Origin of the sequence: Winogradskyella aquimaris, from assembly GCF_042676105.1 — a bacterium.
In the GTDB taxonomy this organism is placed as follows: Bacteria; Bacteroidota; Bacteroidia; order Flavobacteriales; family Flavobacteriaceae; genus Winogradskyella; species Winogradskyella aquimaris.
Genome location: NZ_JBHTJQ010000010.1, coordinates 253,782 through 268,791 on the forward strand (window position 1 = coordinate 253,782; position 15,010 = coordinate 268,791).

Annotated in this window: 13 protein-coding genes; 11 read left to right on the forward strand and 2 right to left on the reverse strand. The window is 34.9% G+C overall.

The window, feature by feature from the left end:
* Positions 1–53: 53 nt before the first annotated feature.
* Positions 54–431: a hypothetical protein gene (locus tag ACFQ1K_RS08870; RefSeq protein WP_320555224.1), complete on the reverse strand. Its 378-nt coding sequence runs from the start codon at positions 429–431 to the stop codon at positions 54–56.
* 172 nt (positions 432–603) lie between these two features.
* On the opposite strand from ACFQ1K_RS08870, the gene ACFQ1K_RS08875 reads away from it, so the two are divergent.
* The 11 genes from ACFQ1K_RS08875 (at position 604) to ACFQ1K_RS08925 (ending at position 13,723) form a co-directional block, all read left to right on the forward strand.
* Entirely contained in the window at positions 604–1,326 is a 723-nt protein-coding gene (locus tag ACFQ1K_RS08875) for a peroxiredoxin (protein ID WP_320555225.1), read from the forward strand.
* A 345-nt stretch (positions 1,327–1,671) separates the two neighbouring features.
* Entirely contained in the window at positions 1,672–2,304 is a 633-nt protein-coding gene (locus ACFQ1K_RS08880; RefSeq protein WP_320555226.1) for a DUF2202 domain-containing protein, read from the forward strand.
* Between the two features lie 102 nt (positions 2,305–2,406).
* Positions 2,407–3,066, forward strand: a complete 660-nt coding sequence (locus tag ACFQ1K_RS08885; protein ID WP_320555227.1) for a DUF6799 domain-containing protein — start codon at positions 2,407–2,409, stop codon at positions 3,064–3,066.
* A 59-nt stretch (positions 3,067–3,125) separates the two neighbouring features.
* The gene (locus ACFQ1K_RS08890) at positions 3,126–4,040 is read left to right on the forward strand and encodes a hypothetical protein (RefSeq protein ID WP_320555228.1); all 915 of its coding nucleotides are present in this window, start codon (positions 3,126–3,128) and stop codon (positions 4,038–4,040) included.
* A 101-nt stretch (positions 4,041–4,141) separates the two neighbouring features.
* Complete coding sequence (locus ACFQ1K_RS08895) at positions 4,142–5,455, forward strand: TolC family protein (RefSeq protein WP_320555229.1); 1,314 nt, start codon at positions 4,142–4,144, stop codon at positions 5,453–5,455.
* A 1-nt stretch (position 5,456) separates the two neighbouring features.
* Positions 5,457–6,548 carry an efflux RND transporter periplasmic adaptor subunit gene (locus tag ACFQ1K_RS08900; RefSeq protein ID WP_320555230.1) on the forward strand — a complete coding sequence of 364 codons (1,092 nt, stop codon included), beginning with the start codon at positions 5,457–5,459 and terminating at the stop codon, positions 6,546–6,548.
* Between the two features lie 37 nt (positions 6,549–6,585).
* On the forward strand, positions 6,586–9,786 hold the full coding sequence (locus ACFQ1K_RS08905) for an efflux RND transporter permease subunit (protein ID WP_320555231.1): 3,201 nt from the start codon (positions 6,586–6,588) through the stop codon (positions 9,784–9,786).
* 9 nt (positions 9,787–9,795) lie between these two features.
* On the forward strand, positions 9,796–10,101 hold the full coding sequence (locus ACFQ1K_RS08910) for a hypothetical protein (protein WP_320555232.1): 306 nt from the start codon (positions 9,796–9,798) through the stop codon (positions 10,099–10,101).
* A gap of 10 nt (positions 10,102–10,111) precedes the next feature.
* Complete coding sequence (locus ACFQ1K_RS08915) at positions 10,112–10,315, forward strand: YgaP family membrane protein (protein WP_320555233.1); 204 nt, start codon at positions 10,112–10,114, stop codon at positions 10,313–10,315.
* A 167-nt stretch (positions 10,316–10,482) separates the two neighbouring features.
* Positions 10,483–13,215 carry a pyruvate, phosphate dikinase gene (ppdK, locus tag ACFQ1K_RS08920; RefSeq protein ID WP_320555234.1) on the forward strand — a complete coding sequence of 911 codons (2,733 nt, stop codon included), beginning with the start codon at positions 10,483–10,485 and terminating at the stop codon, positions 13,213–13,215.
* A 145-nt stretch (positions 13,216–13,360) separates the two neighbouring features.
* The gene (locus ACFQ1K_RS08925; RefSeq protein ID WP_320555235.1) at positions 13,361–13,723 is read left to right on the forward strand and encodes a DUF4870 domain-containing protein; all 363 of its coding nucleotides are present in this window, start codon (positions 13,361–13,363) and stop codon (positions 13,721–13,723) included.
* 106 nt (positions 13,724–13,829) lie between these two features.
* On the opposite strand, the gene dnaN is transcribed toward ACFQ1K_RS08925, so the two are convergent.
* Positions 13,830–14,948, reverse strand: coding sequence for a DNA polymerase III subunit beta (gene dnaN / locus ACFQ1K_RS08930; protein ID WP_320555236.1), 1,119 nt, complete (start codon positions 14,946–14,948; stop codon positions 13,830–13,832).
* Positions 14,949–15,010: the final 62 nt, after the last annotated feature.

Below are 15,010 nucleotides of genomic sequence, written 5' to 3' on the forward strand. Positions count from 1 at the left end.
AAAATTTAAAAATGTAAATAAGGGTAGATACTATCTACTAATAAAAATGAAAACTATACTTGAGGTGGATGAAACCAATCTAAAACCTTTAAAAAAGAATATAAATTGGTGTAGGTAGTTGCTGGTTGGTCCTTAGTCACAAATTTAGTCGTTAAACTGAACTCTTCTTTTGAGTAAGGAACAAACATTAATTCTTTAAAATCTACAATATTTTCAGGAGTCTTTTCATTGCTATTTTGTGATTCTGCCACCTTTTTTAAATGACATTTACCATTACATTGTAGCTCAGGTTTGTCCTTGTTCTCGCATAAGGCTTCTATAAATCCAACAGGGTCAAGCTTATAGTAAGCATAAGTAATATGGACTCTTAAACTATTGGATAAGATTAGAGTAGCAAGGAAAATGGAAAAAAAGTATGTGCCTATTTTCATGCGCTGTAAATGTATAGTTATTGTAAAATAACCCTACTGACTTTTGTCATAAAATTTATACAACATCGTGGTAAAGGTCTTCATTAAGATGTGGATTCAACGTAACATACGTTACATAGCTTTCAGCTATTGTTTTTTATTTTTGAATAAATTATATAAATAATAAATTATCATGAATACAATAGAGATGTCACAAGAACAACAAACATTTTCAATGCCTCGAATAGGAGACAAGGCACCAGAATTTAAAGCAGTTACTACACAAGGAGAGATTAATTTTCCGTCAGATTATAAAGGTAGTTGGACTATTTTATTTAGCCATCCAGCAGATTTTACACCTGTATGTACATCAGAGTTTATGACTTTTGCACATTTAGAAGAGAAGTTTAATAAAGCAAATTGCAAGTTGGTTGGTTTATCTGTTGATGGGCTTTACAGCCATATTGCCTGGTTAAGAACCATTAAAGATAAAATTGAATTTAATGGGATGAAGGATATTGAAGTAAAATTCCCACTAATTGAAGATATTACAATGAATGTGGCCAAGAAATATGGAATGATACAGCCTGGTGAACATCAAACGCAAGCTGTTAGAGCCGTATTCTTTATTGATCCAGAAAGTACGGTTAGAGCCATCATATACTATCCGTTGAGCTTAGGTAGAAATTTTGACGAAATTTACAGAGCACTTATAGCTATGCAAACATCAGATAAGTTTAATGTGGCAACACCAGCAGATTGGGAACCAGGTAAAGACGTAATTATTTCGCCAGCCGGTTCTTGTGGTGTAGCTGAAGAGCGCATGACCAAATCAGAGGATCTAGAATGTAAAGATTGGTTTTTCTGTACTAAAAAATTAGACAAGGATACTGTTTTAAAAGAAGTATTAAAATAGATTTTATTGGTATGAGTAGATTTTAATTTTACTAAGAGTGCCTATGCGGGTACTCTTTTTTATGTAACAAATGTAACTAAGGTTGGAATACTTGTATTGTATTTTTAAACTATAATGAGAAAATACAAAAATGATAGTTGTTTATTCATAAGTATTGAGTAGAACGCGAAAGGTCAACTAGTGTAGTTAACTAGTTTTTTTTTGGTTAGTGTTAAGATATCTATTAGGATATCTTGATTTAAGAGAGCTCTTGAAAATGGGCTCTCTTTTTTTAATGTAACATTAGTAGCACCTTTTCTATGTTTTATTTCAGAACTTTAGGTGTGAATTTTAAATTATAAAAAGATGAAAAAGCCATTATCAACTCGGGTAACACTATTGATTGTACTAATGCTGTCATTATCTTTTTTATGCGCATGTAGTGACGATAATGAAGAGAATAATAGTGAGAACACTCTAACTCAAAATTTAAATGAGTCAGATAAAAATGCCTTACTATTCATGTTAGAAGAAGAAAAGTTAGCTAGAGATACTTATATATTTCTAAACAACCAATGGTCATTAAACCAGTTTGCAAATATTAAGAATAGTGAGCAAATGCATATGAATGCTATTGAAGCCTTATTAATTCAATACAATATAAATTATAGTATACTACCTATTGGTGAGTTTTTTAATCAGGACCTTCAAAATTTTTATGATCAATTTACTACAGAGGGGTCGGTAAGCCAGATCAATGCACTTAAAATAGGTGCAACTATCGAAGATTTGGACATCGTTGATTTACAAGACTACATTGGTTTGACAACAAATACTGATTTAATTTCAGTATTTAACTCCTTACAATGTGGCTCTAGAAATCATCTTAGAAGCTTTGTTAATGGCATAGAAAATTATGGTAGCATTTATGAACCTCAGTTTTTAACATCAGAGGATTATTATACTATCATTTCTTCAGGTCATGAACAATGCAATTAAATAATTTATACACCTCATTCGTATCTATTTCTGACGAATATCATTGTGCGAATTAACATGCCATAGTAAATTCATTCCATTAGAAATTTAAATCGTTTAAAAATGAAAAATATATGGTTATTAGTAGTATTTATGGTTTTTGGAACCATTACTACTGCAGCACAAGAAAGGGACCGAGATCAAATTAGAGATCAAGATCGTTTAATGCTTGTTGATGGAGATGTTTTACAAATTAGAGACCAAAAACAGATACGTTTGCAAAATCGTGTTACTTTAAATGATGGAACTGTATTAAATACGGATGGAACATATCAAACAAAAGACAAGAAAAAATTAAAACTTAAAAATGGACAATGTTTAGATATGAATGGGAAAGTGTACCAAAATGAGTATCAATACCGCAAAATGGTGCAAAAAGAAAACCAAGGTCTAACTAAAGAACAAATACAGGAAAGAAATCAAAACAGATTTCATTACATGCTTGTTGATGGAGAGGTTGTTCAAATTCAAAACCAATCTCAATTTAAATTACAGAATCAATTACAATTAGGTAATGGTACTGTAGTTAATCCAGATGGGTCTTATCAAACACGACAAAAAAAGCAATTACGACTAAAAGAAGGTGAGTGTTTGAATATGGGTGGGGAAATGTTCAAAAACACATATCAACATCGAAAAAAAATGGTCAAGAAGAATAAACTAAACAAAAAGGCCATTAAGAAGCATAAGATGAATAAGAAGACCATGAAAAAGGGTAATTAATGACAAAAAGGGGTTTAAGTTTTTAAATCCCTTTTTCAAAGTAACTAAAGTGTAAAGTGATGAAATACTTTCAACATATGTTAGCGCTGTTAGTTCTTCTACTGTTCAATAGTTACGCGATTGGTCAAAAAATTAAAAGTGCAAACCAAAGCTTAAAAGCAAAGGATTCTACAGAAGTTATCAATGAGAAAGACTCAAGTTATGTGTCTTTAAATCTCAACTATATTAGTGATGCTGTTTTTTTTGGTAGGAAAGACTCCACAGCAATACCATATTTGTATACTTCGGCAATATATCATCACAAGTCTGGTATATATGGAATGGGTTCATTGTCTTATCTAACAAAGTCAAATGACAGTAGAGTAGATTTGTTTTTAGTGTCGCTAGGGTACGATTTCTCGTATGACAATTTTACTGGTGATGTTTCTATCACAAAGTATTTTTTCAATGAGGCTAGCTATAATGTTATTTCTCAGGTTAGTGCAGATGTAACAGCAGTTTTAAGCTACGATTTTCAGTATTTTAACTTAGCTGCCACAGCCGCAAATTATTTTAATAATAATAGTACGTCAGATTTTTTTCTATCTACAGAAATAAGTCACGATTTCATAACTCGTAATCAAAAGTTTCAAATATCACCTTCTGTTGGCTTTTATTTCGGATCTCAAAATTTCTATCAAGAGTATTATACTAATAGAGGAAGTAGTGGTCAAGGACAAGGACAGGGTCAAGGAGGTGCCGATAATTCTACAAATGGTAATAATATTACAGTTGAAGAAAGTGAAACATTTAAAATAATGGCTATAGAATTTGGCTTACCAGTTTGGTACGAATTAGATCCAGTCATATTTATGCTTTACCCTATTTATGTTATACCTAAAAGTCCTTCAAGACTAATTGTGAACGAAGTAGTTTATGAAGAAGATTTAAATCCTACTTTTTACTTCACTATTGGTATAAGCTTAAAAATATAAAAATTAAAAACTATTTGTAAATGGTGCTTTTTGCTTTAGTAACCTTTGTTACTGACTAAAATCAAAGCCCACCTTAATTTTGAATCAAATTAAATTACGACATGTATAAACTTAAATATCTTATCACATTAATTGGCATTGGTTTCATATCAAGTTATAATGCGCAGGAGTTAAAATCAATCTCAAAGGCTGAAGTGTTGAGTACAGTTTCAGAAGCCAATCAGCAGATAAAGATTTCGGTAGAAGCCTTTAATGAAGCTAAAGCCGATTACAGGCAAACAAATGCAGTATTTTTACCAAATATTAGTGTGTCTCACACGGCCATTGCTACCACAAATCCATTAATGGCTTTTGGTTCAAAACTGAATCAGGAAATTGTAACCCAGGCCGATTTTAACCCAGAGGCTTTGAACGATCCGAGTCAGATTCAAAATTATGCAACAGTCTTTGAGTTTCAACAACCATTAATCAATATGGACGGTTTTTATCAGCGCAAAGCGGCCAAGTACAAAATGGAGGCCATGGCTTTACAAACGGATCGTGTTAAGGATTATGTAAATTTTGAAGTCGAAAAAGGCTATATGCAATTACAATTAGCTTATAAAGCCGTAGCTGTATTGGAAAAAGCGTTAGAAGCTGCCGAAGCTAATTTACAATTGGCTCAAAATAGTTATGATCAAGGCTATTTGCAACAATCTGATGTACTCTTGGTTAAAGTAAGGGTGACTGAAGTAAAAAACCAATTACAAACCGCAAGGAGTAATGTAAAAAATGCTTCTAATTATCTATCTTTTTTAATGAATGATACTTCTGATGTAGTATTGAAACCTCAAGACACGCTACAGCTTGAAGCAACCATATTGGAATCTGAAAATGGACTTAGCGAAGAACGTGCAGATATCAAGGCCATGCAATTGGCAGCGAATGCAAGGGAAACTATGTATAAGTCAGATAAGATGACTTTTCTGCCTACCTTAAATGCCTTTGGTAGCTACCAGTTGTACGACGATAGCCTATTTCAGTTTGGAGCTGATGGTTACTTAATCGGTGCCGAACTTAAATGGAACATACTACAAGGTACCAAACGTTTTGGTAAAGCTAAAAAGTCTAAGGCATCCTTAGAAAAATCAAAACTCGAATATGAGCAGTATGTCTCTAAAAGTCAATTAGAGCTGAACAAAATCAAACGTTTGCTTCAAGATATGGAAAGCAAATTACAGTTGTCAAAATTGGCTATGGAGCAATCAAATGAAGCCTTGAGAATTAGAACAAACCGTTTTAAAGAAGGTTTAGAAAAGACTACAGATTTGCTCATTGCAGAAACACAATTTGCACAAAAGGAACTTGAGTATTATCAAACTATATATGAATATAATAGCACTAAAGCATATTTAAACTTTTTAACTATAAACTAAAATGAAGACATTATCTATACATAAATTATTTGCCGTACTTACTTTACTTGGGTTATTGAGTTGTGGGCAAGATCAGAAAGAAGGTATGAAAGATACATCAAATCCTGTTTCGGTAGTTGTAGCAAAAGTAACTTCAAATAATGACAATTCGCCATTAATTGTTAGTGGAACCGTAGAGGCCGTTAATAGTGCAAATCTAAGCACACGTTTAATGGGTTATGTAGAACGCATAAACGTTAAAGTTGGAGACAAGATCACTAAAGGGCAAACCTTAATTGTCATAAACAATAGTGATTTACAAGCCAAAAGAGCACAAGTTAATGCAGGGATTTCTGAAGCTCAAGCAGCTTTTGATATTGCCGAGAAGGATTACAACCGTTATAAGAACCTATTTGAGGAAAACTCGGCATCTCAAAAGGAGTTGGATGATATGACAGCGCATTACAACATGGCAAAAGCAAGGTTGGAATCTGCACAACAGATGAAGAATGAAATTAATGCACAATTTGCCTATACTAATGTAAAAGCACCTTTTAGCGGTGTAGTTACTGGCAAATTCATTGACGAAGGTTCATTAGCTAATCCTGGTATGCCTTTATTGGCTATAGAGTCACCACAAAATTTTGAAGTGGTCGCTAGAGTTCCAGAAGCGGTGATTTCTAAAATTAAGAATGGTCAAGCCGTTAATGTAGTAGTATCTTCCATTAATGTAGAATTACCAGGTAGCGTCACAGAAGTGAGTACATCTTCGGCAAATTCTGGTGGACAATATTTGGTAAAAGTGAATTTAGATTCTAAAAATCAGAATGTGCGTTCAGGTATGTTTGCCTCAGTGCAATTTCCGAATATAAAAAATCAATTAGCCGGCTCAACGGGAACCATTATGATTCCGAAAGAGGCTATAATAACCAATGGTCAATTAACTGGGATTTATACAGTAAGTCAACAAAATACAGCAGTATTGCGTTGGTTGAGACTTGGAAAGACTTTTGGGGATAAAGTAGAAGTATTATCTGGTTTGTCAGAAGATGAATCTTATATTCTGTCCTCAGAGGAGAAATTATATAATGGTGCTAAACTAAGTATTCAATAAACAATCGAAGTAAGCAATTAATTTAAATTAAAAAAACATGAAAGAAGGTTTAGCAGGAAAAATTGCCAAAGGCTTCATAAGTTCTAAACTTACGGTGCTGTTGATGATTGTTTTTATGGTCATTGGAGTGTACAGTTCGTTTTTAATTCCTAGAGAAGAGGAACCACAAATTGATGTGCCAATAGCCGATATATTTGTAGGATATCCTGGTGCGAGCCCAACGGAGGTAGAGTCAAGGGTTATAAAGCCATTAGAAAAGCTTATTACCAACATAAAAGGTGTAGAGTATGTGTATTCTACATCCATGCAAGAGCAGGGCATGGTCATCGTGCAGTTTTATGTGGGAGAGGATATTGAGCGTTCATTCGTAAAACTTTATAACGAGATCAATAAGCATATGGACATCATGCCGCAAGGTGTTACGTTTCCATTGGTAAAAACACGTGCGATTGACGATGTACCAATGCTTGGACTAACATTATGGAGTGAGAATTATGACGACTACCAACTGAAGCAAATTGCACAGGAGTTAACTGACGAAATAGAGAAAGTTAATGATGTTGCTGTAACCAAAAAAATAGGAGGAAGAAACCGCGAATTACGTGTGGTTTTAGATAAGAACAAATTAGCGTCTAGCGGATTGGATTTCTTATCGGTTGCCGAAATGATTAAGGCTAATAATCAACAACTAAACTCTGGTAGTTTTGACAGAAATGATACAGAATTCCTTGTTAAAACAGGAGAGTTTCTTCAAACAAAAGAAGATGTTGAAAACTTGGTCGTCGGTGTGTTTAACAATCAACCGATTTATTTAAATCAAGTTGCCAAAGTTGTAGATGGACCACAAGTACCTATCAACTATGTTAGTCTTGGTTTTGGTTCGGCAAGTGAAAAAATAAAGGATTACCGATCCGAGTATCCTGCAGTTACTATTTCTGTGGCCAAGCGTAAGGGTGCAGATGCGATGAAAATCTCTGATGTCATTATTGACAAAGTTGAGCATTTAAGAACCACTTTGATCCCAGATGACGTCCATGTAGAAATAACAAGAAACTACGGGGAAACAGCTTCCCAAAAAGTATCTGAACTTTTGATGCACTTAATTGGTGCCATTATCGCAGTAACAATCGTGGTAATGCTTGCTATGGGATGGCGTGGTGGATTAGTGGTATTCTTATCAGTGCCAATAACGTTTGCCTTGACTTTGTTAAGCTATTATTTACTCGATTATACATTAAACCGTATCACATTGTTTGCTTTGGTATTTGTTACCGGTATTGTTGTGGATGATTCCATTATCATTGCCGAAAATATGCATAGGCATTTTAAGATGAAACGCTTACCATTTAAGCAAGCCGCCTTGTACGCCATTAATGAAGTGGGTAACCCAACCATTTTAGCAACATTTACGGTTATCGCCTCAGTATTACCAATGGCATTTGTGTCTGGATTAATGGGACCTTATATGAGTCCGATGCCTATAGGTGCATCAATTGCTATGTTATTATCCTTGTTTGTAGCTTTAACCATAACCCCTTATTTGGGCTATATTTTTCTTAGGGAAAAAGATAAAAAAGCAGAGGCTATTAATGATGATGAAACAGCTGGTCTTTCCGATTCTTTGATATTCAAAATCTATTCAAAATTTGAAACTCCGCTAATCGAAAATAAAACGAAACGCTGGTTGTTTTTGGGTATTACCTTTATTTTACTGTTGGGCTCTGTAGGTTTATTTTTTACCAAAACAGTAGCGGTAAAAATGTTACCATTTGATAATAAAAACGAATTTCAGGTGGTCATTGACATGCCAGAAGGTACAACCTTAGAACGCACAGCATTGGTGGCTAAAGAAATAGGGCAGTACTTGGCAACCAGACCAGAAGTGGTAAACTATCAAAGTTATGTTGGGACATCCGCTCCAATCACCTTCAACGGTTTGGTGCGTCATTACGATTTACGTGGTGGTAGCAATATGGCGGATATTCAGGTTAATCTAACAGATAAGCATGATCGATCTGAACAAAGTCATGATATTGCAAAATTATTACGTCCAGAGATTCAAAAGATTGCTTCAAAATATGATGCCAACGTTAAATTGGTTGAAGTACCTCCAGGTCCTCCGGTGTTATCCACGATTGTGGCAGAGGTTTATGGTCCAGATTATAAAGAACAAATTCGTGTGGCAGATTCGGTTCAGTCTATTTTAAAACGTACAACGGATGTTGTAGATATTGATTGGATGGTGGAAGCCAATCAGAAAGAATTCAATTTTAAAATAGATAAGGAAAAAGCCATGCTAAATGGTATTGCACCACAACAAATTGCCTATACCATGAACATGGCTCTTTCCAATAGAGCGATAACGCACCTGTATGATGAGGATGCTTCAAATCAAGTAGAGCTGATCTTGGCTCTTGATGAAAATGAAAAATCAACACTTCAGGATATTGCTAATTTAAAGGTGAAATCACATCATGGGCATCTAGTTCCGATTGTAGATTTAGTGACCATAGAAGAAGGAGCTAAACCCAAGAGTATTTACCGTAAAAACCAGAAGCGTGTTGTTTACGTCACAGCAGATATGGCTGGTGAGTTGGAAAGTCCGGTTTACGCTATTTTAGGTATGTCTGATAAATTACAAGAGATCAACTTGCCAAAAGGATATAATATGGATGAGTTGTACATAAAACAGCCTGAGTTCGAAGATAATTATACTGTAAAATGGGATGGTGAATGGCAAATCACATTAGAAGTGTTTAGAGATTTAGGAATCGCATTTTTGGGTGTTATCATTATCATATACATCTTGATTGTAGGTTGGTTCCAAAACTTTAAAGCTCCTGTGGTCATGATGGTAGCCATACCATTGTCATTAGTTGGTATTGTATTAGGGCACTGGATGCTCGGAGCGTTTTTTACAGCAACCTCTTTTATTGGCATGATTGCTTTGGCTGGTATCATGGTTAGGAATTCGGTATTACTTATTGACTTTGTCAATTTAAGATTAGCAGAGGGTATTCCATTAAAACAAGCTGTTATCGAAGCTGGAGCCGTAAGAACAACACCGATATTGTTAACAGCTGGTACTGTGGTTATTGGAGCATTTGTAATTCTTTTTGATCCTATTTTCCAAGGTTTAGCTATTTCATTAATGGGTGGAACAATAGTAAGTACCGTACTTACTTTATTAGTAGTACCATTGGTATATTATATGATAGAACGTAAAAATTATAAATAAATAAAGCAGATGAAATTAGTGATTGTAACAGCTGTTGAGGAGTTTCATAAAGAGGCTTTAAGGCTTTTTAAAGAAGCTAAAATTGAAAGTTTTAGTACTTCAGATATTGATGGATACAAGGAAGCGCCCAGCTTGTTGGCAACATCAAGTTGGTTTCCAAGTGTTAAGGGTGGTAGTGAATCGCATATGTTTTTCTCATTTACCGAAGAAGAGCAAATAGAGCGCCTATTTCATCTTATAGCAGAATTTAATTCTACACTTGAAACTAACAACCCAATACGAGGAGTTGTTTTACCAATTGAAAAATACATTTAAATTTAAAATTATGATAAATAGGTATATAAGAGCAATTGCAGGAACATTTGTTATTATCAGTGTTCTTTTAGGTATGTACGTTAACGAAAACTGGTTGTGGTTTACCATTTTTGTTGGTGCAAATTTATTACAGTCGTCCATTACCAAATGGTGTTTAATGGAAGATATTTTGAAAAAGATAGGCATTAAGGATTCGAAAGAATCTTGTGGTTGATTCGTAGTTTAATAGAGTTTCTGAAAGTCCAGGCTTTTTATAAGCACTGGACTTTTTTTATGTATAAAAATTTAGAATAAAGGTGTAAACATGACTAATATCATAATATATGGATACTTGACTTAGTACCTTTAATGCATTAATTAGAAACTAAAAATTTCATTATTATGGAACTCGCAAATAAAACTAAAACAAGGGTTTATACCTTCGGAAACAAAAAGGCCGATGGTAACAGCTCGATGCGTAATTTGCTAGGTGGTAAAGGTGCTAACCTAGCAGAAATGAGCGCCATTGGCATACCAGTGCCACCAGGATTTACCATTACTACAGAGGTTTGTACTGAGTACAACCTTTTAGGAAAGGATGAGGTCATTCAGCTTATAAAGCGTGAAGTAGAATTAGCAGTGGCTAAGATTGAAAAAACCATGAACACCAAATTCGGTGATGCTAAAAATCCATTACTATTATCAGTTCGCTCTGGTGCTAGAGTATCTATGCCAGGCATGATGGATACCGTATTGAACCTAGGTTTGAATGATGACGTGGTTGAAGGTCTTGCCAAAAAAACTAAAAACGAACGTTTTGCTTGGGATTCTTATCGACGTTTTGTGCAAATGTATGGTGGTGTTGTTATGGGTGTTAAAGCTATAAACAAGGAAGATATAGATCCATTCGAAGAAATCATTGAGAACTTAAAAGAAAAAAGAGGTATCACATTAGATACTGAATTTACAGTTCAGGATTTAAAGGATTTAGTTTTCGATTTCAAAAAGTCTATATATAGACGTATAGGAAAAGAATTCCCTAGTGATCCATGGGATCAATTATGGTTAGCAGTTATGGCTGTATTTGATAGCTGGAATGGTAAACGTGCCGTTTACTACAGAAATATGCATGGATATCCTGCAGATTGGGGAACGGCTGTAAATGTTCAAGCCATGGTATTTGGTAATATGGGTGAAAATTCAGGAACTGGGGTATGCTTCACTCGTGACGCTGGATCTGGTGAGAATTTGTTTAATGGTGAGTACCTAATCAATGCCCAAGGGGAAGATGTGGTTGCTGGTGTTCGTACACCACAACAAATTACTAAAATTGGTTCCCAACGTTGGGCAGAATTAGCTCAAATCACAGAAAAAGAAAGAAAAAATTCATATCCGTCATTAGAGGAAGTCATGCCTGAAATTTTCAAAGAACTAAATGGCTATCAGCAAATCCTAGAAAAGCATTATCGAGATATGCAGGATATGGAGTTTACCATTCAAGAAGGAAAATTATGGATACTTCAGACACGTAATGGTAAACGTACTGGTGCAGCTATGGTTAAAATTGCCATAGACTTGTTGTCACAAGGTTTGATTTCAGAAGAGGAAGCGTTATTGAGAATAGAACCTAATAAATTAGATGAATTATTACATCCTATTTTTGATCCGGCAGCTCTTAAAAAAGCTCATGTCATTGCTCAGGGCTTACCAGCTTCTCCTGGTGCTGCTACTGGTCAATTAGTGTTCTTTGCTGAGGATGCCAGTAAATTTAAATACTCTATACTTACAAGAATTGAGACCTCTCCAGAAGATTTGGAAGGAATGAATTTGGCCAAGGGTATACTTACTGCTCGTGGTGGTATGACATCTCATGCTGCTGTTGTCGCGAGAGGTATGGGTAAATGCTGTGTGTCTGGTGCAGGGGCTTTAAAAATTAACTATAAAACCAAAACGATGTGGGTAGAAGGAAAAGAATACCATGAAGGTGATTGGATTTCTATCAATGGATCAACGGGTAATATTATAGAAGGTAAGGTTGCGACAGTAGAACCTGAATTAACTGGTGAGTTTGCTAAAATCATGGAGCTTTCGGACAAATACAGTAGTATGAAGGTGCGTACAAACGCAGACACACCACAGGATGCAAAAGTAGCGCGTAATTTTGGTGCAACTGGTATTGGTTTAACTCGTACAGAACACATGTTCTTTGAAGTAGACCGTATTAAAGCCATGAGAGAAATGATTTTAGCAGATACCGTTAAAGGTCGTAAACAAGCATTGGCAAAATTACTTCCAATGCAGCGTGAAGATTTTGAAGGTATTTTTGAGGCTATGGAGGGTCTTCCAGTAACGATTCGACTATTGGATCCACCATTACATGAGTTTGTACCTCACCAATTAGCCACTTTAAGAGAATTGGCAGATGAGATGCACGTGTCTTTAGAATCTGTTAAGATTAAAGTTGCGGATTTAGAAGAATTCAATCCAATGTTAGGACATCGTGGTTGCCGTTTAGGAAATACATATCCTGAAATTACAGAAATGCAAACACGTGCTATCATTGAAGCAGCTTTAAATCTTAAACAAAGAGGTATTGAGACTAAACCAGAAATTATGGTGCCATTAGTTGGTACGTTTGATGAATTTGTAGCTCAAGAAACCATCATTAGAGATACCGCTGAGGCTATTTTTAAAGAAAGAAAAGATAAGATTGAGTATTTTGTAGGTACAATGATTGAAATTCCACGTGCAGCGTTAATGGCAGATAAAATTGCCAAGCGCGCAGATTTCTTCTCTTTTGGTACCAATGATTTAACACAAATGACCTTTGGTTACTCTAGAGATGATGCTGGTAAATTCTTGCCTATCTATCTCGAACAGGGTATTTTAAAACACGATCCTTTTGAAGTATTGGATCAAGAAGGAGTAGGACAGTTAGTTACCATGGGTACGCAACGTGGCCGTAGTACAAATCCAAAATTAAAAGTTGGAATATGTGGTGAACATGGTGGTGAACCATCTTCAGTAGAATTCTGCTATAATAATGGTTTGGATTATGTGAGCTGCTCTCCATTTAGAGTTCCGATTGCGAGAGTTGCTTCTGCACAAGCAGCTATAAAATCCGTACTACACTAACATTTTCTTTTTCACATGAAACTTCCTGAGGATGACTCAGGAAGTTTTTTTATAACCTCATTGGTAAGATTTCAATTAAAAAGTTGGTATAAATCTGTAACATTTTAATAATGTTTGCGTCACATAGGTGTAATTAAATAAAATCATGGAATCAAATTATCATACACTTAAACGAACAGACAACCAATTATTGGTAATTACTCACCTTACCCAGATGTTGACTTATATTACGGGTTTTGGTGGTCTAATTGTGCCATTGATTCTCTGGGCAACACAAAAGGATAGAGTAGACGGTATGGATGTGCATGGTAAGGCCATTGTGAACTTTCAACTGAGTATGATAATCTACTTTATTATTAGTATTATTTTAATTCCTGTATTTTTAATAGGGGTATTGCCTCTTATATTAGTTTGCATTTTATCTTTTATAATGCCAATTATAAATGCCATAAAAGCTAGTAATGGAGAATTACCTAGCTACCCATTATCTCTTAGTTTTATTAGTTAGTTACTCGTGCCGAACGTTTCGGTATTTCATTAAAAGAGATAATAAAAAATGCTCATCTTTAAATGATGAGCATTTTTTGATTTAATTATGAATAAGATTTATTATATTAATTGTTCAGCATCACAGGCATCACTAGCATCGTTACATGCTCACCTTCATCTAAACCATCAACAGGAGTCAAGATTCCTGCTCTGTTAGGTAAACTCATTTCTAACTGTACATTATCAGAATTTAAGTTATTGATCATTTCTGTTAAGAAACGTGAGTTAAATCCTATTTGCATATCGTCACCTTGATAATCACAGGTTAAACGCTCTTCAGCTTTATTACTGTAGTCAACGTCCTCAGCAGAGATATTTAATTCAGCACCAGCAATTTTTAAACGAATTTGATGTGTAGTCTTGTTAGAGAAAATAGACACACGACGTACCGAGTTTAAAAATTGTGTTCTATCAATTACCAATTTATTTGGGTTTTCCTTTGGAATAACGGCCTCATAATTTGGATATTTTCCATCAATCAAACGGCAGATTATAACTGAATTTTCAAACGTAAATTTGGCATTAGAATCATTATACTCAACCAGTACATCATCATCACTTCCTGCTAAAATGCCCTTTAAAAGATTTAATGGTTTTTTAGGCATGATAAACTCAGCAGGCTCAGTTGCACTCACATCGTCTCTTGTATATTTTACTAATTTGTGAGCGTCCGTAGCAACAAACGTTAAGTTATCTGTTGAAAATTGGAAAAACACACCACTCATAACGGGCCTTAAATCGTCATTTCCAGCAGCAAAAATAGTTTTGCTAATAGCGGTCGCCAAGATATCTCCCATGATGGTTGTTTTGCTAGCATCTTCAACAGATACTGCATTAGGAAATTCAGCACCATCTGCATAGGCTAAAGCATACTTACCATGATTAGAGCTAATCTCAACGGTGTTGTTGTCCTCAACCACAAAGGTTAGTGGTTGTTCTGGGAATGTTTTTAGGGTATCCAACAATAAACGTGCTGGCAACGCAATACTGCCTTCTGAGTCACTATCTACATCGATTGTAGAAGACATAGTGGTTTCTAAATCGCTAGCCGATATCGTAAGCTTGGATTGGCTAAGTTCAAACAAAAAATTATCTAAAATAGGCAAGGTGTTGCTGTTGTTGATAACACCTCCCAAAACTTGAAGTTGCTTTAGTAAATATGTACTTGAAACTATAAATTTCATTGGATTGAATTAATGTTTTTCCTATTGATTAAGTCTTACAAATATATCTCAATAGAAGGGTT